28 protein-coding genes are annotated in these 22,691 nt (G+C 44.9%); 13 read left to right on the top strand and 15 right to left on the bottom strand.

Annotated features, from left to right (window positions below; translation table 11 throughout):
- Positions 1-155 precede the first annotated feature (155 nt).
- Positions 156-731 (top strand): D-sedoheptulose 7-phosphate isomerase, encoded by a 576-nt coding sequence (gene lpcA / locus R8N46_RS14925; RefSeq protein WP_005380392.1) that lies wholly within the window; start codon positions 156-158, stop codon positions 729-731.
- A 50-nt stretch (positions 732-781) separates the two neighbouring features.
- Positions 782-1,627, top strand: coding sequence for a class II glutamine amidotransferase (locus tag R8N46_RS14930; RefSeq protein ID WP_005380394.1), 846 nt, complete (start codon positions 782-784; stop codon positions 1,625-1,627).
- A 389-nt stretch (positions 1,628-2,016) separates the two neighbouring features.
- On the opposite strand, the gene purN is transcribed toward R8N46_RS14930, so the two are convergent.
- Positions 2,017-2,673 carry a phosphoribosylglycinamide formyltransferase gene (gene purN, locus R8N46_RS14935; RefSeq protein ID WP_005394347.1) on the bottom strand — a complete coding sequence of 219 codons (657 nt, stop codon included), beginning with the start codon at positions 2,671-2,673 and terminating at the stop codon, positions 2,017-2,019.
- A 151-nt stretch (positions 2,674-2,824) separates the two neighbouring features.
- On the bottom strand, positions 2,825-3,865 hold the full coding sequence (purM, locus tag R8N46_RS14940) for a phosphoribosylformylglycinamidine cyclo-ligase (RefSeq protein ID WP_005389861.1): 1,041 nt from the start codon (positions 3,863-3,865) through the stop codon (positions 2,825-2,827).
- A gap of 179 nt (positions 3,866-4,044) precedes the next feature.
- On the opposite strand from purM, the gene upp reads away from it, so the two are divergent.
- Entirely contained in the window at positions 4,045-4,671 is a 627-nt protein-coding gene (gene upp / locus R8N46_RS14945; protein WP_005380401.1) for a uracil phosphoribosyltransferase, read from the top strand.
- 116 nt (positions 4,672-4,787) lie between these two features.
- Here upp and R8N46_RS14950 read toward each other — a convergent pair whose 3' ends face one another.
- A complete protein-coding gene (locus R8N46_RS14950; protein ID WP_005389855.1) occupies positions 4,788-6,041 on the bottom strand; it encodes a uracil-xanthine permease family protein in 1,254 nt (417 codons plus the stop codon).
- A 365-nt stretch (positions 6,042-6,406) separates the two neighbouring features.
- Here R8N46_RS14950 and R8N46_RS14955 point away from each other — a divergent pair, with 365 nt between their 5' ends.
- Positions 6,407-7,615, top strand: a complete 1,209-nt coding sequence (locus R8N46_RS14955; RefSeq protein ID WP_171346123.1) for a DUF2066 domain-containing protein — start codon at positions 6,407-6,409, stop codon at positions 7,613-7,615.
- Between the two features lie 140 nt (positions 7,616-7,755).
- On the opposite strand, the gene R8N46_RS14960 is transcribed toward R8N46_RS14955, so the two are convergent.
- Genes R8N46_RS14960 through R8N46_RS14975 form a run of 4 tightly spaced genes read right to left on the bottom strand, consistent with a single transcriptional unit; the run spans position 7,756 to position 10,607 of the window.
- Entirely contained in the window at positions 7,756-8,196 is a 441-nt protein-coding gene (locus R8N46_RS14960) for a DUF2069 domain-containing protein (protein WP_005380407.1), read from the bottom strand.
- Positions 8,197-8,218: 22 nt separating this feature from the next.
- Positions 8,219-8,788, bottom strand: coding sequence for an NAD(P)H:quinone oxidoreductase (gene wrbA, locus R8N46_RS14965; protein WP_005380409.1), 570 nt, complete (start codon positions 8,786-8,788; stop codon positions 8,219-8,221).
- Positions 8,789-9,139 carry an arsenate reductase (glutaredoxin) gene (gene arsC, locus R8N46_RS14970; protein ID WP_005380410.1) on the bottom strand — a complete coding sequence of 117 codons (351 nt, stop codon included), beginning with the start codon at positions 9,137-9,139 and terminating at the stop codon, positions 8,789-8,791.
- A 16-nt stretch (positions 9,140-9,155) separates the two neighbouring features.
- Entirely contained in the window at positions 9,156-10,607 is a 1,452-nt protein-coding gene (locus R8N46_RS14975; RefSeq protein ID WP_115386235.1) for a tetratricopeptide repeat protein, read from the bottom strand.
- A gap of 257 nt (positions 10,608-10,864) precedes the next feature.
- Between R8N46_RS14975 and R8N46_RS14980 the strand changes: the two genes are divergently transcribed.
- Positions 10,865-11,101, top strand: coding sequence for a sulfurtransferase TusA family protein (locus R8N46_RS14980; protein ID WP_005380414.1), 237 nt, complete (start codon positions 10,865-10,867; stop codon positions 11,099-11,101).
- Position 11,102: 1 nt separating this feature from the next.
- Positions 11,103-12,176 carry an AI-2E family transporter gene (locus R8N46_RS14985; RefSeq protein ID WP_005380416.1) on the top strand — a complete coding sequence of 358 codons (1,074 nt, stop codon included), beginning with the start codon at positions 11,103-11,105 and terminating at the stop codon, positions 12,174-12,176.
- 77 nt (positions 12,177-12,253) lie between these two features.
- Here R8N46_RS14985 and bcp read toward each other — a convergent pair whose 3' ends face one another.
- Positions 12,254-12,724, bottom strand: a complete 471-nt coding sequence (gene bcp / locus R8N46_RS14990) for a thioredoxin-dependent thiol peroxidase (RefSeq protein ID WP_005380418.1) — start codon at positions 12,722-12,724, stop codon at positions 12,254-12,256.
- Positions 12,725-12,740: 16 nt separating this feature from the next.
- Entirely contained in the window at positions 12,741-13,283 is a 543-nt protein-coding gene (locus tag R8N46_RS14995) for a glycine cleavage system protein R (protein ID WP_005380420.1), read from the bottom strand.
- A gap of 476 nt (positions 13,284-13,759) precedes the next feature.
- On the opposite strand from R8N46_RS14995, the gene dapA reads away from it, so the two are divergent.
- Both dapA and bamC read left to right on the top strand, forming a co-directional pair.
- On the top strand, positions 13,760-14,638 hold the full coding sequence (gene dapA, locus R8N46_RS15000) for a 4-hydroxy-tetrahydrodipicolinate synthase (protein WP_047102853.1): 879 nt from the start codon (positions 13,760-13,762) through the stop codon (positions 14,636-14,638).
- Between the two features lie 80 nt (positions 14,639-14,718).
- Positions 14,719-15,738: an outer membrane protein assembly factor BamC gene (bamC, locus tag R8N46_RS15005; protein WP_005380424.1), complete on the top strand. Its 1,020-nt coding sequence runs from the start codon at positions 14,719-14,721 to the stop codon at positions 15,736-15,738.
- Positions 15,739-15,844: 106 nt separating this feature from the next.
- On the opposite strand, the gene R8N46_RS15010 is transcribed toward bamC, so the two are convergent.
- The 4 genes from R8N46_RS15010 to R8N46_RS15025 are packed head-to-tail and all read right to left on the bottom strand — an operon-like array spanning position 15,845 to position 18,263.
- Positions 15,845-16,048 carry a DUF2897 family protein gene (locus R8N46_RS15010; RefSeq protein ID WP_005380425.1) on the bottom strand — a complete coding sequence of 68 codons (204 nt, stop codon included), beginning with the start codon at positions 16,046-16,048 and terminating at the stop codon, positions 15,845-15,847.
- Positions 16,045-16,743, bottom strand: a complete 699-nt coding sequence (locus R8N46_RS15015; protein ID WP_115386234.1) for a M15 family metallopeptidase — start codon at positions 16,741-16,743, stop codon at positions 16,045-16,047. Before R8N46_RS15015 ends, R8N46_RS15010 begins: the two co-directional genes overlap by 4 nt.
- A 14-nt stretch (positions 16,744-16,757) precedes the next feature.
- A complete protein-coding gene (gene dapE, locus R8N46_RS15020; RefSeq protein WP_005380429.1) occupies positions 16,758-17,894 on the bottom strand; it encodes a succinyl-diaminopimelate desuccinylase in 1,137 nt (378 codons plus the stop codon).
- A gap of 18 nt (positions 17,895-17,912) precedes the next feature.
- A complete protein-coding gene (locus R8N46_RS15025) occupies positions 17,913-18,263 on the bottom strand; it encodes an ArsC family reductase (protein ID WP_005380431.1) in 351 nt (116 codons plus the stop codon).
- Between the two features lie 291 nt (positions 18,264-18,554).
- Here R8N46_RS15025 and R8N46_RS15030 point away from each other — a divergent pair, with 291 nt between their 5' ends.
- Positions 18,555-18,842, top strand: a complete 288-nt coding sequence (locus R8N46_RS15030) for a winged helix-turn-helix domain-containing protein (protein ID WP_005380433.1) — start codon at positions 18,555-18,557, stop codon at positions 18,840-18,842.
- 34 nt (positions 18,843-18,876) lie between these two features.
- Here the strand turns inward: R8N46_RS15030 and R8N46_RS15035 are convergent, their stop codons facing one another.
- On the bottom strand, positions 18,877-19,209 hold the full coding sequence (locus R8N46_RS15035; protein ID WP_005380435.1) for a DUF4156 domain-containing protein: 333 nt from the start codon (positions 19,207-19,209) through the stop codon (positions 18,877-18,879).
- Positions 19,210-19,212: 3 nt separating this feature from the next.
- Positions 19,213-19,566 carry a DUF2956 domain-containing protein gene (locus R8N46_RS15040; RefSeq protein ID WP_115386232.1) on the bottom strand — a complete coding sequence of 118 codons (354 nt, stop codon included), beginning with the start codon at positions 19,564-19,566 and terminating at the stop codon, positions 19,213-19,215.
- Positions 19,567-19,710: 144 nt separating this feature from the next.
- Between R8N46_RS15040 and R8N46_RS15045 the strand changes: the two genes are divergently transcribed.
- From R8N46_RS15045 to R8N46_RS15060, 4 genes are all read left to right on the top strand, one after another.
- Positions 19,711-20,196 (top strand): DUF2919 domain-containing protein, encoded by a 486-nt coding sequence (locus R8N46_RS15045; RefSeq protein WP_086047153.1) that lies wholly within the window; start codon positions 19,711-19,713, stop codon positions 20,194-20,196.
- 46 nt (positions 20,197-20,242) lie between these two features.
- Positions 20,243-21,145: a Dyp-type peroxidase gene (locus tag R8N46_RS15050; RefSeq protein ID WP_213972449.1), complete on the top strand. Its 903-nt coding sequence runs from the start codon at positions 20,243-20,245 to the stop codon at positions 21,143-21,145.
- A gap of 142 nt (positions 21,146-21,287) precedes the next feature.
- Positions 21,288-22,427, top strand: a complete 1,140-nt coding sequence (locus R8N46_RS15055; protein WP_005380443.1) for a flagellin — start codon at positions 21,288-21,290, stop codon at positions 22,425-22,427.
- The coding region (locus R8N46_RS15060; RefSeq protein ID WP_318098472.1) for a hypothetical protein at positions 22,420-22,691 on the top strand (272 nt) is incomplete at its 3' end. The genes R8N46_RS15055 and R8N46_RS15060, both read left to right, overlap by 8 nt.

Consider the following 22,691-nt stretch of genomic DNA (forward strand, 5'->3'; position numbering starts at 1 on the left):
GTTCACTATCGACACTAATTCTCGTTTGTGGGTAAACTCAGAGTAATCAAACCCGAGTTCAGGTTTATGAAATGTCCGATACCAAATTGGTATCAGAACAATTTGCTCAGTGAGTCAAGAGCTGACTGAAGCCGAAATAATAAAGAGAACGTCTTATGTACCATGATCTGATTAGAAGTGAATTAAACGAAGCTGCTGAAGTGCTCAACAAATTTTTAAGCGATGACCATAACATTGCGCAAATCGAAGCAGCGGCGAAAATGATTGCTGACTCATTCAAGCAAGATGGTAAAGTATTGTCGTGTGGTAACGGTGGTTCTCACTGTGATTCAATGCACTTTGCCGAAGAGCTAACAGGCCGTTACCGAGAAAATCGTCCTGGCTATGCTGGTATTGCTATTTCAGATCCAAGCCACCTTTCTTGTGTGAGTAATGACTTTGGTTATGACTTCGTGTTTTCACGCTATGTAGAAGCGGTTGGTCGAAAAGGTGACGTACTGTTTGGTCTGTCGACGTCAGGTAACTCAGGTAACATCCTGAAAGCGATTGAAGCAGCACAAGCGAAAGGCATGAAGACGATTGCGCTAACAGGCAAAGATGGCGGCAAAATGGCAGGCCTTGCAGATATTGAAATTCGCGTGCCACACTTTGGTTATGCAGACCGCATTCAGGAAATTCATATTAAGATTATTCATATCATCATTCAGTTGATCGAAAAAGAGATGGAATAATCGTTTACGGCCACCGTTTCGAGCTGTGTTGTTAGGGAGTTTTTTAAACCATGTGTGAATTGCTCGGTATGAGCGCTAATGTTCCAACGGATATTTGTTTCAGTTTTACTGGGCTCATGCAGCGTGGAGGTCGAACCGGCCCACACCGTGACGGATGGGGGATCACCTTCTACGAAGGGAAGGGCTTTCGAACCTTCAAAGATCCCAAGCCAAGTTGTGAGTCTAAAATAGCAGAGTTGGTACAAAATTATCCCATCAAAAGTCGTGCGGTCGTTAGTCATATCCGGCAGGCGAATCGTGGTGGTGTTAATTTAGAAAATACTCATCCCTTTACACGTGAGCTGTGGGGTAGGTATTGGACGTTTGCGCATAACGGTCAGCTCTCTGGCTATCAAGACTTACATACAGGTCGACATCGACCTGTCGGTGAAACAGATAGTGAACTGGCATTTTGCTGGTTGTTGAAGCAAATGGAAGATCGATATCCTGAGCCGCCAAAGGATATGGAGTCGGTATTCTTATATGTTGCTAAATGTTGTGATGAGCTAAGAGAGAAGGGTGTATTTAACATGCTTCTGAGTGATGGTGAGTATGTAATGACGTATTGCACCAATCATTTGTATTGGATCACAAGACGCGCACCGTTTGGAAAAGCTGCTTTGCTTGATGAAGATGTGGAAATTAACTTCCAAGAAGAAACCACGCCACATGACATCGTTTCTGTGATCGCAACTCAACCTTTGACGGGCAACGAAGCTTGGCAGCGTATGAAACCTGGCGAATACGGCTTGTTTCACCTAGGTGAACTAGTCAAAAATAATGCCTCTGAACTGGTAAATGTGCCGTTTGCGGCGGCTAAGCCGGGCAATCAAGCGCCAACCGAACCGTTAGAGTGATGGTCTCTTACTCTGAATATAAAAATAAAGCTCGCTTAGTCGCGAGCTTTATTTTTATGCGTTTTAAACCGAGGGCGGATACGGATGAGCATTCTTACTTTCTAGAGTGCTGGTAGTAGAGTCCTAGTCTCGCTAAGGCTTGCTGTAAAGACGTAACTGATAGAAATTTCTCATAAAACACCTCGTCAGTCTGAACGGTGAAGAACGAACCAGATTCAGAATCTACTTTCCGAGTGTTATGTTACTCAAGTGGTTATGGGATTTTTTAGAATGTTGGGTTTTAGGTTTCTAGTCTCACCATGGTTTTCTTGAATCAAGTTTATAAGTATTAAAACAACCAAGAGCAGCCCTCAGGCTGCTCTTTTGTGCTTGGAGTTTATTATTCAGGGCTACTCATCTGAGGCGTACCCATGTACGCCAAGCTCTGCGCCATCTAAATAGGCTTTACCATCCTTCATGATCAACCGCTCGTCTACCAGCCACTTAGCCACCATAGGGTAGATTCGGTGCTCCTGCGCCTGAACACGTGCCGCAAGTACACTAGCATCATCGTCTTCGAACACAGGAACTTTTGCTTGCAGTATGACAGGGCCACCATCAAGCTCTTCCGTTACAAAGTGCACACTCGTACCATGTTCTTTATCGCCAGCATCAATTGCTCTCTGGTGTGTGTGTAGCCCAGGATATTTTGGTAGAAGAGAAGGGTGGATATTGATCATCTTACCCATGTAATGAGAAACAAATGCGCTGCTCAGAATGCGCATGTAACCAGCAAGAATAATCACGTCTGGTTGGTATTCATCTATTTGACTCATTAGCTCTGCATCAAAGCTTTCACGCGAGCTGAATGCTTTAGGGTCGACAAAGTGACCGTCCACATCAAACTTTTTTGCACGTTCTAAACCAAAAGCATCTGCTTTGTTAGAGAACACAGCTGCCACTCGTGCGTTTGGCATGCTGTCTTCGCAAGCTTCCAAGATAGCTTGCAGGTTACTTCCGTTACCCGAGATGAGGACCACAATGTTTTTTAGGGTATGGTTTTTCATGATGTCGAGAGCGCCTTGGTATTGTAGGTTGGAGTTATGTAGCTTCTAAATTACCTACTAATAGAATGGTTTTTAGTGTTCTAGATAGCAAAATGAGGACCTAGTCATCTAGTGTCCTCATTCTTCTTATCTTTTGAGCTCGATTTGCAAATTATTGGATTTCAACTTGCTCTTCGTTCGCGTCTGCTTGTGCGATTTGACCAATCACCCACGCGTTTTCGCCTTCTTCTTTAAGAAGAGCAACTGCTGCGTCAGCCTGGTCTTTCGGTAGTGCGACGATTAGACCTACACCACAGTTGAATGTGCGGTACATTTCGTGTGTGTCGACGTTGCCTTTCTCTTGTAGCCACTTGAAGATAACTGGCCATTCCCAACTGTTACCATCGATAACTGCTTTCGTGCCTTCAGGCAGTACGCGTGGGATGTTTTCCCAGAAACCACCACCAGTGATATGAGAAATCGCATGGATGTCGTGTTTCTCAATCATCTTAAGTGCTGACTTGATGTAAATTTTTGTTGGTTCCAGTAGGTGCTCACCAATAGTGCGGCCTGCTAGCTCTTCGCTCTTATCTGCACCAGATACTTCTAGGATCTTACGGATAAGGGAGTAACCGTTTGAGTGTGGGCCGCTTGAACCAACAGCGATAAGTGCATCACCAGCAGCGACTTTCGTGCCGTCAATCACGTCTTCTTTTTCTACTACGCCAACACAGAAACCAGCTACGTCGTAGTCTTCGCCTTCATACATACCAGGCATCTCCGCAGTTTCGCCACCAATTAGGGCACAACCTGCTTGAACACACCCTTCTGCGATACCTGAAACAACATCCGCTGCGGTATCAACGTCTAGTTTGCCTGTTGCATAGTAATCTAGGAAAAACAGTGGCTCTGCCCCTTGCACGATAAGATCATTTACACACATAGCCACTAGGTCGATGCCAATCGTGTCGTGCTTGTTCATATCCAGTGCTAGGCGAAGTTTTGTGCCAACGCCATCAGTACCAGAAACCAGTACAGGTTGTTTGTATTTAGTTGGCAATTCGCATAGCGCGCCAAAACCACCGATACCACCCATAACTTCAGGGCGACGAGTACGTTTTACCGCACCCTTAATACGATCCACAAGCGCGTTGCCTGCATCAATATCTACACCAGCGTCTTTATAGCTAAGAGAAGAGTTGTTACCACTCACAGGGAAGTCCTCGGTATTAAGTTGGATATGAAAACGGCGCTATTCTAACAGTGCTTAAACATAGATAGCAAACGTTTGCGTCTGTTTTTTTCTTTAGTGATTTATCCTGATATCCCTGTGAAAATCATGTATAATCTGAAGGTTTGTTTAAATATTGCCAACTATAGCCGGAGATGGACATGAAAGTTGTTGAAGTAAAGCACCCTCTAGTAAAACATAAAATTGGTCTAATGAGAGAAGGTGACATCAGCACAAAACGTTTTCGTGAGTTAGCGACTGAGGTCGGTAGCCTACTTACTTACGAAGCAACGTCAGACTTTGAAACAGAAAAAGTGACCATTGATGGTTGGAACGGTCCGGTAGAAGTAGACCAGATTAAAGGTAAAAAAGTAACCGTAGTGCCAATCCTACGTGCAGGTCTAGGCATGATGGATGGAGTTCTTGAGCACATGCCAAGCGCACGTATCAGTGTTGTGGGTATTTACCGTGATGAAGAAACGCTTGAGCCAGTTCCTTACTTCAACAAGCTTGCTTCAAACATCGAGGAGCGTATTGCGCTTGTTGTTGACCCAATGCTTGCAACAGGTGGTTCTATGATTGCTACGATCGATCTCCTAAAAGAGAAAGGTTGTAACCAAATCAAAGTGCTGGTACTTGTTGCTGCACCAGAAGGTATTGAAGCGCTAGAAAAAGCACACCCAGATGTTGAGCTATACACTGCGGCAATCGATGAGAAGCTTAATGACAAAGGCTACATCGTTCCGGGTCTAGGCGATGCAGGTGATAAGATCTTCGGTACTAAGTAATTCTTTGATGTATTACTATGACTGAACAGAAAAAGGCTTGGTGAAAACCAAGCCTTTTTTGTATCTACAAGAGGAGAAGAGTAAGACACGCAACCTAATAAAGCGGCGCAGACGTACTATTTCGCGCTTTCTTCTTCCATTTGTGCGTTATCTACAACGTGGTTTTCACCTAAATCGTTTGGTAGCACAAGGTTAAGAATAATTGCCACGATACCGCATAGACTCACACCTTGTAGACTGAACTCACCAATACCGAAGGCCATACCACCAATGCCAAACACAAGGGTTACGGCAACAATCACTAGATTACGAGACTTATGTAAATCAACGTTATTCTTGATCAGTGTGTTGAGGCCTACCGTTGCGATAGAGCCGAACAGCAGAATCATGATACCGCCCATGACAGGTACTGGAATCGTTTGAAGAACCGCACCTAGCTTACCTACCAATGCAAGTACGATTGCGGTGATTGCTGCCCAAGTCATGATCACAGGGTTAAATGCTTTGGTTAGCATTACCGCTCCTGTTACTTCACTGTAAGTGGTGTTTGGTGGAGCACCCACCATCGAAGCTGCGATAGTTGCCACCCCGTCACCTGCGATTGTGCGATGAAGGCCTGGTTTTTTCAGGTAGTTTTTACCTGTAACGTTTGAGATAGCAAGCATGTCACCTACGTGCTCAACCGCAGGTGCGATAGCGACAGGAATCATGAACAAAATTGCGTTGATATTGAACTCTGGCGCGGTGAAGTTTGGCATGGCTAGCCAAGCCGCTTGTTCTACGGGAGTGAAATCAACCACCCCGTAGAATAGAGAAACAGAGTAACCAGCAAGAATACCACCAACAATAGGAACGAGCTTCAAAAAGCCTTTTGCAAAAACGCTGAGTACAATGGTTGTGAGCAGTGAGACCGCCGAGATAATGATCGCAGCATCACCATTAACTAGCTGTGCAGCTCCATCACCAGTTTTACCTACCGCCATGTTCACTGCTGTTGGGGCAAGGCCAAGGCCGATAACCATGATCACAGGGCCAACGACAACGGGCGGGAGAATTTTATGGATAAATCCAACACCACGCACTTTGATCATCGCCCCTAGAGCCACATAAACTAAGCCAGCTGCCATCAAGCCGCCCATCGTTGCACCGATACCCCAAGTTTGGATACCGAACATAATAGGAGCAATAAACGCAAAAGAAGAGGCAAGGAAGATGGGAACAGAACGTTTAGTCATTAATTGGAAGAGGAGGGTACCGACACCGGCACCAAAGAGGGCTACGTTTGGATCAAGGCCAGTTAGGAGCGGCACAAGCACCAAAGCACCAAAAGCGACAAAGAGCATTTGAGCGCCTTGTAACGCGTTTTTCATAATAATTCCCTATTTTCAAGATACGCAGACAAATCCGGCGAATACTATCATCCTGCAATCGTTTGCAATGTTGCATAGATCAAACTTTCGATTGAATTTTTCCCATAAATAGCACTTTTGAGAGTTGCTTGCTTGCAAATTGTCCTCTTTTACGTGTCTTGCGTGAAGATGAAAAATGGACAGCCTAACTTGTTGAGATAGCTTAATAAGCAATGAGTTTATTATAAAAAATAGCACTGAAGTGCTGGTTGAGGCCCGAGTTAACAAAGCTGGTCATAATACAGACAATTTACTCAGTACTTGCCTTGCTCAAGATTTGATAGTTGCTTATTATTCGGGTTCTTGTTCAGAGGATTATAAAAACTATGCGCTATTTAGCTCTCTTACTGATAGGTTGGTTGTCCCTACCAGTATATGCATTAACTCAGGTGGATATCTATCGTGCCGAAGTGGTTATCGACAGTGAGCAGAACGACGGTGAGTCTTTGGCTCGTCAACAAGGTATGCAGGATGTGATTGTTCGAGCGACCGGTTCTCAATCCTCTTTAAGCAATCCAGTGATTAAAAAGGCACTTAGCTCAAGTGCGCGTTACATTTCTCAACTAAGCTATGGGCAGGTTGATGGAAAAGCGAGCTTAAAAATGTTGTTTAACAACGACCAAATCAGCTCTCTTTTAACACAAGCACAATTGCCATCTTGGTCGCCAAATCGTGCCAATATTTTAGTTTGGATGGTTGAAGAACAGGGTTACGATCGTAACATTGCGTGGGAACATTCTGAATCTTCAAATGTTGCAGCACTTCGTAGCGCAGCGAAATTAAGAGGCCTACCAATCACTATCCCGGTTGGGGATTTTGATGATGTAACCGGTGTTAATGTCTCTGATCTTTGGGGCGGCTTTATTGAGCCAATTGGTCAAGCCAGCCAGCGCTACCCAGCTGACGCCGTTTTGGTTGTACGGGCTCAAGGTGAACAAATTCGTTGGACACTCTACGACCAGTCGCCAACGAGAATTGTAGAAGCGCAACGTTCTCCGCGTAGCGGGTCTGTATCAGGTGCTAATGCTATTGCAGAAATGGTGGATGGCATCGCAGACTACTATGCAAGTAAGAGTGCAGTTGTGGTTTCAGGAAAGTCTTCAAAAGCGCTAGCAGTGAAAGTCCTTAATGTAACCTCTGCCACGGACTTCTTCCGTTTAGAGAATGCGTTAAAACAACTTAATTCGGTTGCGGGTACAGAGATTAAGCGTGTTCAAGGGGACGAGTTAACGCTCAACATCCACCTTTTGGCATCACAACAAGCTTTTGAGAAAGAAGCTTCTTCTATTTCTCAATTAATGGTTTTTGAAGATCCTTTAGGTGAAGTTGATGCCCCAGCTTCAACTCAAGAAGAAGAGCCATTGGTTCAGAGTAATGAAGCAAAAGACGCCGCGACGCCAAAAGAAGCGCAGCCTGAAGTACCAGTAGATATTGTGGCAGAAGCAAGTGACGAAACACAGCCAACTCAGCCGATGATTATGGAGCCTGCCCGAGAACAGTATGACTTGATCTACGAGTGGCGCTCGGCATCGTAATCTCCTTGGTAGCGTTCCAGGCGTGAAACGCAAGGATCAAAGACCAATGTGGTAAGCATAAAAAAGAGTCGCAATAGCGACTCTTTTTGTTTTCTAAATTCGTATTCGAACCAATGATCAGTGATTGACTGCAATTGGCGTTATTTATTGAATTTCGCTTTTTCTTCTTTTTCTACTTGAGAGAGGCGTTTCAACTTAAGACCTAGCTCTTTGCCTCTCGCTCTAGCAAACAAAATATTGCCAGCGAAACCGAGTGAAGTCAGTATCAGTTCCACTGCCGCAAGCCAGCGTTCACCCCCATCCACATAAAGGATGGTCAGCGCATGCAAGAAATACAGCATAAGAACAAAGTTAGCCCAAGCATGAGTGTAAGGCTTACCAGCTAAAATACCAGGCAACGGAAGTAGTAGCGGAATACACCAAGCAATAGCAAGTGTTGTGCTGCTGAGGTGGGGATGAGGGGATAACGCAAGCTGCCAAATAGCGACCCAGGCTAATAAGGCTAAGTTGCCAAATAAAGCCAGGTAACGATAGGTTTTAGCCTGTGTACCGAGTGGTGTTTGGTCTAAAGAGTCAGACATCGATTAACTATCCTTGATTTTACTAACAGACTTTTAGTTTTAACGCTGCAGTTGCCAGCCTTTTGCCTAATTGTTGTGCCAGGCGAATCTCTTCACTGCTTAGGGTTGCCTCATGGCCTACACTGCTGGCGCCATACGGAGTGCCTCCGGACTGCGTAGTGTGTAACTCTGGCTCGGAATAAGGAATGCCCAAAACCATCATCCCGTGATGCAATAAAGGGGTCATCATGCTTTGTAACGTTGTTTCTTGACCACCATGCATCGAGGACGAAGAGGTAAAGACACAAGCAGGCTTATCGATTAAGTCACCACTGACCCATAAAGATGTAGTCTGATCCCAGAAGTGCTTTAAAGGCGCAGCCATGTTGCCAAACCAGACGGGACTGCCAAACGCTAGACCGTCGCACGTTTTTAGTTCCTCTAGAGTAACAATTGGATCAGAAGGGGAGTGTGAGTGAGGTGACAATTCTTCAACTGTACGCAAAATTGCTTGGCATTGAGGAGTCGATTCGACTCCTCTTGCTATTTGTCTTGCCAGTTGTTTTGTCGAGCCATGACGGCTGAAATACAAAATAAGGATCTGGCAATCCATTTATAAAATATCCAACACTTGCTCTGGTGGGCGACCAATTTTTGCTTTGCCGTTAGCAACGACAACCGGACGCTCAAACAACTTTGGATTTTTCGCCATTGCTTCGAATAATTGCTCATCGCTGACGGAGTCTTCGCCTAAGCCAAGCTCTTTATATTCACTTTCTTTAGTGCGCATCATTTCACGTACAGATGAAAAGCCAAGCTGGGCGTACAGCGCTTTTAGTTCATCCACGTTAAGTGGTGTGTCTAGGTATTTGACGACTTCCGGTGTAACACCATTTTGCTCAAGCAGTTCAAGTGTTTGACGGCTCTTTGAGCAACGAGGGTTGTGATAAATCACGACTGACATGGTTTTCTCCATTTCGTTATTGTAATGCCATGAATCGATCTCTTTGGATCATGAGTTGGTCGATACGGGCATCGTATCGTGCTTGCTCTAAGCTGCCCAACTTGGCCATTTTACTTGCTTCACTATAATATTGAATCGCTTTATTCCAATTTGCTCGCAATGCCAAAATTTCTGCTCGAGCAGCCAACTCTTCATCGCTACGCCCCAGCGCGTGGTAGCTCTTCGATATTAGGTGCCAGCCATTTGTATCTTCAGGATAGTCATGAGTGTATCTTTGAAGAACTCGCGTGGCTTGATCGTTTTTATTGTCCTCAAGTAGCGCATTGGCGTAGTTAATGGTCAATACTTTATTTTGAGGGTTACGAGATAACGCTTTGCGGAGCATCTCGGTTGCTTTTTCTGGCTGCTTCTTCTCGATGTATAAATCCGTCATAGCGTCCAAGTAAAACGGGTTACTTGGGTCTTGTTCCAGTAACTTTTTCAAAATTGGTTCCGCTTGAGATAAGCGTTTATTGTCTAAATGCACGAGTGCTCGACCATAATCAAAAGCAGGTGTAATGTCCGCAGAGGCTTTCTTTTGGGTTCTCTCAAACCAGCTCAGGGCGGCTTGTCCATCAATGCCAGCGTAACGAGCCACAATGCGCGCGCGAGCTAGATGATAGTCTATTGAAGGCCCAACACGCATTGGAGGATAGGTTCTTGCTCGCGCACGGCTATCGGTAATTCGATCTTCAGGCAGAGGGTGAGTCAGGAGCATTGGTGGCGGTTTACTCGCATAACGATACTCATCAGCAAGACGGCCAAAAAACCTTGGCATTGCTTGAACATCAAAACCGGCTTTTGCTAGTGTCGAAATACCAAAGCGATCCGCTTCTTTTTCGTTTGCACGAGTGTAGTTGATTTGACTTTGCATGTTGCCCGCGGTTGCTGCTGTAATTGCAGCCATCCCCGCTTCGGGTGAGGCAATTGAAAGCAGTAGTGCCCCCGCAAGTGCGGCTAATGTGGCCGGAGAGCGGCGTGCTTGTTCTTCCATACTCCGAGCAAGATGACGTTGTGTGACGTGCGCTATCTCGTGAGCGACAACAGAGGCCAGCTCACTTTCTGAACGAGCATGAAGAAACAACCCAGAATGCAGCGCTACATAGCCACCAAAAAACGCGAACGCGTTGATATTACGGTCGCGAATCATAAAGAAGTGGAACGGCGTTTTTACATCATTCGCATTGGCCACTAATTTGTGCCCAAGAGAGTCAATATATTCATTGATGACAGGGTCATTAACGATAGGTTTACTGGCTCTGAGCATACGCATATAGGCGTCGCCATAAATCAACTCTTGGTCTATTGAAAGCGTGCCACCAGCAGCTGTGCCAATGTCTGGCAAGTCAATGCTATTGGCATAAGTTGTCGGCGAACTGATGGCAGCAGCAAGACATAAGCAAACTAGCGAGCGAGTGCGTTTTAACATACGTTTAAAAGGTTCTCCAAAATACATAAGCATGTGGTTACAGGTCGAGAGCCTATTAACAGCGCCACATACGTTTTGGTTATCCGTGAGGATATAAGCTAACAGTAAGACCGGAAATAAATGAATTGGTTTCGTAAATTATTTTACATCCGAGCTATTTCAGCATGTGGTTAAATCATGTCAGAAGTGCTAGCACCAGCTCAAAAAGCCGTTACAATACAACCCTATCATAAGTGCAGAGCAATACAATGGAATCCATGTTACTTGATTTGCGTGAGCAACGTTGTCCTATGGCACTGTTACTTGCAAAGCGTCATGCTGCTGAGGTCTTTCAAGGAGAAGCAAAGCAGTATCATCAACTTGTCATTCAAGTGGTGGACAACAGCTCTAAACGAGACATTGTGAACTATCTTAGTGCCCAAGGGTACTCGGTTGATTGCCAATCTACATCAGAGCACTACACATTGACTGTCTTCAATAAGGAATCCGCATAAGATGTTTGAAATGGTTAGTCGTTGGTATAAACGACGTTTCTCTGACCCTCACGCAGTAAGTCTCGTCGCGATCTTGCTGTTTGGCTTTATCACCATTTACTTCTTTGGACACTTGATTGCGCCATTACTTGTCGCGATCGTTTTGGCTTATCTACTTGAATGGCCAGTTGTCAAAATGTGTCGTATAGGCGTGCCGCGCACCTTGTCGGTTATTATCGTGATCTTGGTCTTTGTCGGGTTGATGTTAATTGCTTTGTTTGGCTTGGTTCCGACGATTTGGACTCAGGTCGGTAATCTAATTAACGATATTCCGAACATGTACAACGGGCTACAAAAGTTTATTGTCACATTGCCAGAGCGCCACCCTGAACTAGCCAATTTAGAAATAGTAGAAACCGTGGTGACGAACGCCAAAAACCAAGCATTGGGGCTGGGTGAAAGTGTCGTCAAAGGGTCGCTTGCTTCATTAGTTAGCATTGCAACGCTAGCGGTATATTTGATCTTAGTGCCACTTCTGATCTTCTTTTTGCTTAAAGACAAAGAAGAAATGCTGCGAATCGCAAGCGGTATTCTGCCGAAAAACCGTAAATTGGCGAATAAAGTTTGGCATGAGATGAACGAGCAGATATCAAATTACATTCGCGGTAAAGTGTTAGAGATTTTAATCGTGGGCGGTGTGAGCTACGTGACTTTTGCCCTTCTAGACCTTCGTTACTCGGCGTTGCTTGCCGTAGCCGTTGGTCTGTCGGTTTTGATTCCTTATATCGGTGCGGCGGCTGTTACTGTACCTGTTGCTATCGTTGGTTTGTTCCAATGGGGTTTAACGCCTCCGTTTTATTGGTTGTTGCTTGCTTACGGTATTATCCAGGCGCTTGATGGTAATGTCTTGGTTCCTGTTCTGTTTTCCGAGGCAGTAAACTTACACCCAGTTGCTATCATTGTGGCTGTATTAGTCTTTGGTGGGCTGTGGGGTTTTTGGGGGGTGTTCTTCGCCATTCCTTTAGCGACATTAGTCAAAGCCGTATGGCATGCATTACCAAGCACGGAAGAAAACGAACCTGTCGAACAAGAGTAGTTGTTACCAAAGGTACGATGGTTAAAAGAAAGCCCAGCAGTTTGCTGGGCTTTTTGTTTGTAGAAAAACAATAGCGTTTAAGCGTTTTCGTTTAAGTAGTTTAATACGACTTCGTGGTGATCTTTGGTTTTGAACTTGTTGAACACATGTTCGATCACGCCTTCTTCATTGATCAGAAAGCTAATGCGGTGAAGACCGTCGTATACTTTGCCCATGAATTTCTTTTCGCCCCAAACGCCGAACTGGTCAGCAACGGCATGGTCTTCATCAGAAAGCAGAGTGAAGTTTAAATCATCGCGCTCGATGAACTTGCCTAGACGCTTTACAGGGTCGATGCTTACGCCGAGTACCACCACGTTATGTGCATCGAGTTCGGCTTTGATGTCACGAAGGCCTTTTGCTTGTGTAGTACAACCCGGCGTCATCGCCTTAGGGTAAAAGTAGAAAAGTACTTTCTTGCCTTTAAAGTCTTCAAGAGAAACGGTATTTCCGTCTTGGTCGAGCAAAGAGAAGGCTGGCGCTGGCGAGCCTGCTGTCAGCGTATTCATTTTGATTTCCTTTACTTTATAGTGTGTTTTTAATGAAATTCAGAGAACCTTGTACGTTGAGCGACTTACAAAGTTCATCGAAGTCTTCTTGTAATTGCATCAAATTAAAATCCGCGCTTACAGATGCAGTAATCGCAATGTGAAACTGGTCAGAATCGAGTTGAATTTTCGACTTGCTGATGGTTTGCGCGCTAAGAGAGTCTAAACCAATCTGCTGATCAGCGAAGAACTTAGTAAATTTTTCAGTTAACCCAGGGCGGTCTTCAGACTCAATAAACACTTCCATGGTGTAGCTGTTATCGAGCAGTTCGTGCGCCGCTGTGCGTTTCATGATCGTAATAAGGTCATGTTCTTGGCCAAGCAGGGGCAATTGTGTTTCAACTCGAGTCACGCTGCTGGCGTTCCCAGTCAGGAGCATGATCAGCGTAAATTCGCTGCCAAAGATAGCGATACGGCTATCGACTATGTTACAACCAGCTTGAGTAACGAGCTGTACGACTTGGTTACAAATGCCTGGACGGTCCGTTCCAACTGCTGTAAGTACCAGATGTTGCTTCATAAATGAGCTTCTTGTCCTTTCTTCAATAGAGAGATGTTAGCACAGATATTGCGAAGAAATATCGAGCCAGTTCTTTTTTAGTCCATAAAAAAGCAGTCGGAGCTTGAGGGGAGTGGTGGGAAATAAACAGTAAATGCAGGCTATAGGATAAACAAAACGTTTGCATGATGTGCTTGCCTATTGTCTGGCCGTTTTATTCACTTAGATCTGACTTGGCTAACAAGACCAAAGAGTATATTTTCCTTGCTTGTGCTCTTCAGTATTTTCCAAATCACTGATAGATTCTAAAGTCACTCGAAAGCCCAACACGATTATCAATATTGCCGTTAATCAAACCAAATAGAGCAATTAAGTTGCTAGACCTCTAACAACTGATAATTATTCATTCATTTGTACTTTGTAAGCGAGTTTACGCTCTTGTGTTTTTCAATCGCATTACAGTACCATGCAGAAAGAGTTAAATGAGGGAGATAAACATGTTTTCAGGAAGTATCGTAGCGCTGATTACGCCATTCAAAGCAGATGGCGAAGTAGACTTTGACGGTCTGCAAAAGCTAGTAGAGTACCACGTTGAAGCGGGTACAGACGGTATTGTGGCAGTAGGCACAACAGGTGAGTCAGCGACACTGACCATTGAAGAGCATGTGAAGGTCGTTAATAAAACTGTTGAGTTTGCCGACGGTCGCATCCCTGTGATTGCTGGCACGGGTGCAAATGCAACCCATGAGGCAGTAACATTTAGCAAATTACTGGCTGATTCTGGTATTGCTGGCTTCCTGAGTGTGACACCGTATTACAACAAACCAACTCAAGAGGGTTTGTTTTTACATTACAAGGCAATTGCCGAAGCGAGTGATGTGCCTCTAATTTTGTACAACGTACCAGGCCGTACTGCTGTTGATATGCAGCCAGAAACAGTGGCACGCTTGTCAAAGCTTGATAATATCGTGGCTCTAAAAGATGCAACGGGCGATTTGGAACGAATTGCAATTCATCGTGAACTTTGTGGCGAAGATTTTATCTTACTAAGTGGCGATGATGCGACAGGGCTGGATTTTGTGAAACTTGGCGGCAATGGTGTTATCTCGGTAACGAACAATATTGCAGCTAAAGACATGGCAGACATGTTCCATTTGGCAAGTGAAGGTAAGTACGAAGAAGCAGAAGCGATTAACCAACGCTTGATGACTCTACACAAAAACCTTTTCATCGAAGCAAGCCCTATCCCAGTAAAATGGGCAGCGCAAAAGCTTGGTTTGATTGAAGAAGGTGGTTTGCGTCTTCCTTTAACTACGCTTTCTGAAAAATCGCAGCCGATCGTCGAGCAGTCGCTAACAGACGCCCATATTTATTAAGATTGAGCTATTAAGATTGAGTTACTAGGATTGAAGTTCATACTGGGGGCCAAAGCGCCCTCGGTGTTTTAGGAGTATAGATGAAGCTTTCAAGCCAGTTAGTGTTAAGTTCATTAGCTGTATTCGTATTGACTGCCTGTTCAGGTGGTGCCAATCAACGTCGTCAAGCAAAAGATGACTTCGAGTATTTGAACTCCCCAAATTTGGGTGAGTGGAATGTCCCACAGGGTGCACAGCCTCAGTTTTACCCTAACTACGAGATCCCTCAGGGTAACTACGCTGGTGGTGTCGGTAAAGATGTCGACATTCGTCCACCTCAACAAGTCCTAGAGCTTATTCCCGGTGCACGTTTGGACCGCAGCAGTGATGGTGAAGTGACACTTTGGCTACTTCGTAAAGATGAACTAGATAAAGTTTGGCAAACGGTGCAAAACATGGTCGCGGCTAACGAGATTCCAGTTGAAAGCCAAACAGACTCTCGCATCGAGACAGGGTGGGTGACTTGGGATTCGCCAGATGAAGAGCTAGAAATTGGCAGCCGATATGAAATCGTACGCGCTGAAGCAAACGGTCGACACGGCTTTAAGGTGAGCCTTATTGACTGGCGTGAAGGCAATCAAGTGAAAGAAGTAACGGCGACCAACCGTGAGCGCTACAATGTGTTCATGACGAACTTGGTCACCGCTCGCTACGATCAAGAAGTGCGTGAAGAAGCACAGCGTAAAGCGCAAGAGTTGGTTAAACAGATCCCAATCACAATGGGTAAAGACCGCAGCGGACTTCCTGTGATTATCGCGCGTGCGCAATACAACATGCTTTGGCAACGTCTGCCTAATATTCTACCTAAGATGGGCTTTAAGATTGAAGAGCGTAGCCAGTCTCAGGGTACAATCACTGCGAAATATGCGTCTCCGGATGATGAATTCTGGAACGATATCGGCGTTAAACCAGTGGAGTTAGCCGCTGGTAAGTACACATTCTTACTTGGTGATTTAGGCAACCGTACGTCTATCAATATCACCGACTCCTCTGGCAAGCCAGTAGAAGAAGAGTTTTTGAAATCACTAGCGCCTGTATTGGCTGCAACAGTGAAGCAGTAAACAAAGCGAGCTTAACGCGGCGTGTTTACTTAATGATAGAAAAGGGACCTAGTGGTCCCTTTTTTGATGTTTAGATTAAATGTGTCGAGATGAAGCTGGTGAGTAACTAACGAGGCTCGTTTTTGTTTTTATCTTCTTCAGCGTAGCGCTGTTTATCCAATGTGTTCAGCTTATCTAAATCGTTCTTACGGCTTTTATCCATCTGACCAAACTTCATTTTTGCGGTGTATTTGAGTGCGGCAATATTACCAATGACCACGCTCAACACTACAATAATAATGACCCAAGGATTGGTTAGTATTTCTATCATAGAGCCTCCGGCGGCGTGATATTGTGAATAAATTTGGCAACGACGTTATCCAAATTATTCAGTATGACGTCAATCCCTGCAATGTTGTCGGTCTGATTTTGTTTAATCAACTGGCTTCTGAGTACATCAAGCGTCAACTGCTCGAGGCATTGCTGCCCGACAGCGCGGTGACTAATGTGCCAAGGCTCAATCGAAACGCCACCTAAATCATGCTGATAAGGGAAGAAGAAACCGAACCGACCAAGGTTGGCTTTTAACCATTGGTAGAACGCTTGCTGGTGGCCTTCAAGATACTCCCAAGGTTCCAACTTGAGTTTGGTGTCAGCAGGCAATAAATTGCGCGCATAGACATCAAAATCACAACCCCAATGATGACGACTTCCTCCGGGCAATGCCGACCAGCGCAAAATGGCCATCAATTTCTCTTCGTCATTTAACTCTGCTTTATTCAAAGGGCGGGAGTTTATGTCGAGAATTGGCAACTCACCAGAAAACTTCCCGTTCCAGATGGCTTTTTGGCGATTAAAGCCACGAAAACCACTGGCGATTTCCATTTTGAAACCTGCTTCGGTTGCGGCATTAATCATCTTCAATAAGTCATTGACTACTTTAGGGTGAAGCATAAATGCCTTTTGCCCCACTAGTGTGGATTGAAGATGGGAATCAGTGATTCCGGTGAGTTGCTCTGGTGTCATTGTGTTCTCGCTGATTACTTCGCCAATAGGTGTTTCAACGTGTTTTCGTACATGTCCGTCAACTTTTCAAGATCGTCGACTTTCACACACTCGTTCACTTTATGAATCGTAGCGTTAACAGGGCCTAACTCTACGACTTGACCTCCCATTCGAGCAATAAAACGACCATCAGACGTACCGCCAGTTGTAAGTAGCGCTGGCTTCGTATCATTGACTTCGGCCACAGCAGCTACAACCGCGTCTAGCAGTGCGCCCGTATCGGTCAGGAATGGGTCACCGTTGAATGTCCATTTTAGGTCGTAGTCCAGCTCATGCTTGTCCAATGTTTCGGTAACACGCTGAACAATTGCGTCATTGTTAAGCTCAGTACTAAAACGTAGGTTGAACTGAACATGGAACTCGCCAGGAATAACGTTAGACGCACCAGTGCCAGCCGATACATTCGGGATCTGGAAACTAGTCGGTGGGAAGTAATCATTCCCTTTGTCCCATTCTGTCGTCGCGAGTTCATGAATCGCGAGTAGAGACTCGTGCACTGGATTGCTGGCTAGGTGAGGGTAGGCCACGTGACCTTGTGTTCCTTTTACCGTTAAATCACCAGTGATGGATCCACGGCGTCCATTTTTCACTACATCGCCAACCACGTCGGTGCTGGATGGTTCACCAACAATACACATATCGATGTTCTCACCACGTTCCATCAACGTTTCTACAACGCGAACGGTACCATTGATAAATGGTCCTTCTTCATCTGACGTAATCAAAAAGCCAATTGAGCCTTTGTGGTCTGGGTTTTCTTCAATGAAGCGTTCGACAGCAACGACCATAGCAGCTAGCGACCCTTTCATGTCAGCTGCGCCGCGGCCATGCAAGTAACCATCAATAATGGTCGGTTCAAACGGATGTGTATTCCAGTGTTCCAATTTGCCAGCTGGTACCACATCGGTGTGGCCAGCAAACGCAAATAGCGGCGCTTCTGAACCACGTCGAGCCCAGAAGTTCGTGGTGTCTTCAAATACCATCACTTCAATTTCAAACCCGAGTGCTTTTAAGCGCTCGATCATCAAATCCTGACAACCTGCGTCTTCCGGCGTTACGGACTGTCTACTGATCAGATCTTTAGCAAGTGCCAATACTGGACTGTCTGTCATCCTTGAGTATTCCTTTATTTAAGAGTTGAAAATGCTAGCGTATTGATCAGCTTTAAAACCGATATGAAGTTGATCATTCACTTTTAAAATTGGGCGTTTAATCATCGCAGGGTTTTCTACCAAAAGAGCGATGGCGTTTTCCTCGTTAAGTGTGTCTTTCTGCTCTTGAGCTAATTGGCGGTAGGTTGTGCCACGTTTATTGAGCACCTGTTCCCAACCTAAAGCGCGACAAAATTCACTTACCATTTCTGCATCAATGCCTTGCTTACGGTAGTCATGGAAGTCGTAAGCAATATCCTCGGCTTCTAACCATTTCTTGGCTTTTTTGATCGTATCGCAGTTGGGAATACCAAACATGGTAATCGACATAGTCTTTCCTTTTTCTTTGTTCTATTTTTCACTGGCGCGGTTAAGACGCACTTAAGTGATTTGGGCTGTTAAAGCATCCTATCAAGAAGCAATCAAACTGACAAAATGCGGTGGAAAATATTTTCAGATAGATTGAGATAACTAATGTCACATAACTTATTTACGATGAATGCGCTATAAATCGAATAAAAATTCGTCTAAATCAAATGGAAAAGTCGAGTTATTGATCAAACGCAACACCTCGCTGAGCAAAAACGAAATAATGAATCAGCACAATTTTAGGAGGTGTCAATGGAATTGAGTCCTGTTTTTGCAAGGCGGCTATATTTGGCCTTGTTGGTGGAAAACCTAGAAAGGCCGAATGTGCCAAAGTTGATCGAAAAAACGGGGTGGCCTCGTCGTACTATTCAAGATGTACTCAAGGCGTTACCTGGGATCGGCATTGAACTCATATTCGTTCAAGATGGCCGACGTCATAATGACGGCTATTATCAACTTTCAGATTGGGGGCCTTTTGATAGCCAATGGGTTCTAGAGCGGGAGAGAGATATCGCTAGCAGTCTTGGATTTCGTGCATAAGCCAGCAATTGCTGGCTTTTTTCATATTCAGGCCTCATCCATTGCAGCGGTAGGCGGAACCCAGCACGCTAAATGAAGTGATAAAATCTTGTGGGGAGACCATAAAAACGGTGTCCGCATCGATAGCCGCTGCATTGTTTTTTAAATCGTTCATCGCGCCTTGCATCATCGCGTCATTAGTCATGAAAATGTAGTTATACCAATGGCCTTCACTTCCGGTGACTTCGCCTTTGTATTCGCATCGCTCAGGGTCGAATTGCGCGTCAATGCGAATATGAACATCTTGACTTTGAGCATGAGTAAGGTGAGAAGGCATCGTGCAACCCGTTAGAAGCACGACAAAAAGTCCAAGTAACAGGCGTTTCATTAGCTATTTCCCCAATACTATGTGAGCAGCAAAGCCAATCCAGCTCAGGACAAGTAGTGTCCAAGGCAGTTTGCTTGATGAATGGTTTGGCGCATCGTCGGTGATATTGTCTTGTTCGATAATCTCTTCATGCTGACGTTGTTTTTCACGTTGCTGTTTTTTCTTCGCTTTATCGGCTTGGCGGTTGCGCTCTTTTTGTTGTTTCTTATATTGCGCGATGCCTTTTTCGATACCTTGAGCGATGAGCTTGGTTTGCTCTTTGGTTTGACCGGGCTTTTGCGTGGATTTAGCAATTCTCATCGCTTCGGCTTGTGTTTCTTGAGAAGGCACAGGGGTGGCAGGAGTTCTTTTTTTCATGTTTCTCATCAACGTCGCTGTAAATCTTTGTTTAGTTTACCTGTGTAAGGTGCTGAAATGAACTTCAGTTCTCATCTTTGTTGGCTTGCAACTCTGAAACGATAGGTTAAAGTGACGTTTTTATCACATAAAGAAGAAGATGTTGTGCGCTATTCGCTTGACCAATATGACGCTCATGGATTTTTAAAGGCGCCGATCATTTTATGGGTGGGATGGATGTTTCTTGTGCGTTCATGGGTGGTGTTTGCCATGGCTGGTGTAAGTCGTGATAGTGGCAGTAAGCTACTCGCTATTGTTTACCCAGATTCAAGTACGTTGTATTTAGGTTTGGCGATGGGCATTCCAAGTTTGCTTCTTATGTGGTTAATGGGGCTTCGTCATCCCGACAGAGGATGGGTAAACAGAATTACTCGCTATGGTCGCGAGATCACTTTGATCTTGTGCGGTATTCAACTTGCTCAGACCATGTATCATGTGTACCTAGAACATGGAGTGTTTAATTGGGCAAACGCCCTTACCATTACCTTATTAGCTTGGTTTATGATCTATCTTCTAAATGGAAGATGGGTAAAAGACTGTTTTCATGTGCCACAATTGGCGCACGATGAACAGCAGCATTCAAAGAATTAAAAACAATAACTTCCCACTCTGGGGCAAAGTAATAGAGGAAACCTCAATGTCACAAGCTCAAACGGCGATCGTGCCAGAAGCCGGGCCATTTGCACTGTACACTCAACTCAAAGTGAACCAAAACCGTGAAAACGTATTAGAAAAACTGAAAGCACTGCCAAAGTTGGTGGAAGAGTTAAACATTACCCAGCCAGGTGCAGCGCTGACGCTTTCTATCGCATTCACAAAATCGTTTTGGGAACACCTCAATTTAGACGCGCCAGAAGAGCTTATTGATTTTACTCAACTTGGCGAAGGTGACATCGTTGCTCCTGCAACAGACGTAGATGTGCTGATTCACTGTCACTCGACTCGTCACGACTTGCATTTTTACGTGTTGCGTAAGTTCCTAGAAGAGACGGCACAAGATGTCACCATTGTGGACGAAACATATGGGTACCGTTACCTTGATGCTCGTGATATGACAGACTTCATTGATGGCACAGAAAACCCGAAAGGGGAGGCTCGCGCTGATGTGGCTCTAGTAAAAGAGGGCCCATTTGCTGGAGGCAGTTATGTTATGGCTCAGCGCTTTGAACATAACCTTGCCGCTTGGAATCGATTGAATGTCAAAGCGCAAGAAAAAGTGATTGGTCGTACCAAGCTAGACTCTATCGAGCTAGAAGACGTTCCTGCTGCATCACACGTTGGTCGAGTTGATATCAAAGAAGAAGGTAAAGGTTTGAAGATTGTTCGCCACAGCTTACCATACGGGACGGTGACAGGGCCTCATGGCCTGCTGTTTATTTCTTACTGCAATACACTTCATAACATTAAAGTGATGCTAGAAAGTATGTACGGCGTGACAGATGGTAAAACAGACCAAATGCTTCGTTTCACAACAGCGGTAACTGGTGCGTACTTCTTCGCGCCTTCGCAAGAAATGCTCGCAGAGCTAGCCATCAAGTAAGTTGTCAGACTTTATTTCTTAAGCCCTCCAATGGAGGGCTTTTGTTTTCGATTTCTATTCCAATCTCTTTTCAAAAAACACTAAACTTTTCTGTTACTTGGTCGATAAGTACTCAAAGCCTTAATTTTAGGACTCTTTATTCGTGGCGATCACCGTTAATACCAATGTTGCAGCACTTGTCGCACAGCGTCACTTGACCAGTGCAACGGATATGCTGAATCAATCCATGGAGCGTTTGTCTTCAGGGAAGCGTATTAATAGCGCAAAGGATGACGCTGCGGGTCTGCAAATTTCCAACCGCTTGCAATCACAAATGCGTGGTTTAGATGTTGCGGTTCGCAACGCGAATGACGGCATTTCCATCATGCAAACTGCGGAAGGCGCGATGAATGAGGTGACCAATATCATGCAACGTATGCGTGATTTGTCGCTACAGTCAGCCAATGGTTCAAACAGCAAAGCGGAGCGCACTGCACTGCAAGAAGAAGTCTCTGCTTTAAATGATGAGTTAAGTCGTATTGCAGAAACCACATCTTTTGGTGGACGTAAATTGCTGAACGGCACATTCGGTACATCGTCTTTTCAAATCGGTGCAACGGCTGGTGAAGCGGTACAAATTGGCCTGCGGACCATGCAGCCGGAATCTTTAGGTAGCTTTTCAATGAGCTCATATCAAAGAGTCAGTTCAGATTGGACGGTTCAAAACGGAAATAATGAAATTGTTATCAGCTACCGTGATAACAATTTTGAAGAGCAGGAGATCCGTATTGAAGCTAAAGCTGGCGACGATATAGAAGAACTCGCGACTTACATTAACGGGCAGACCGATAAAGTGAAAGCGTCTGTTAATGAAGAGGGGCAACTGCAGTTACTCATGTCCCACAAGGACGCCATAAAATACCCTGGACCAACCTTCAGTGGTGGCCTGGCTGATGAGTTAGAACTTGGCAAGTATGTCACCGTAAATAGAACGGTAGATAGTATTGATATTAGCACGGTCGGTGGCGCTCAGATGGCGGTCGGCATTTTAGATGATGCTTTGAAAACGGTAGATGGCAGTCGTGCGGAGTTAGGCGCGTATCAAAACCGCTTTAATCACGCGATCAATAATCTCGATAACATCCACGAAAACTTAGCCGCTTCCAACAGTCGTATCCAAGACACTGACTATGCCAAAGAAACTACGCAAATGGTGAAGCAACAGATTTTACAACAGGTCAGTACTTCTATTCTGGCGCAAGCAAAACAAGCGCCAAACCTAGCATTGACCTTGCTTGGCTGATGAACGGCCTAGCCCGAATTTAACGCAAAACCTGCCTGTATCGACAATTCGAAAAGAAGCTTTAGCGAAAAATGAAAGTTTTTTTGCTTTTTTATCCGCTTTGTCACGATTACCCCTCCAAACGAATTATTTTCAAAAAAATCTAAAATTTTCTCTAAAGAAAACAGGGTATGCGCCGTTAATAAAAGTAACTTTGAGAGAACTACTTGGTTTTCCGAGACGTCGGAAACCGCTACACCGGAAAATCAATTGGAGAAATCACCA

The organism is Vibrio sp. 1874 (assembly GCF_033344395.1).
Lineage (GTDB): Bacteria > Pseudomonadota > Gammaproteobacteria > Enterobacterales > Vibrionaceae > Vibrio > Vibrio alginolyticus.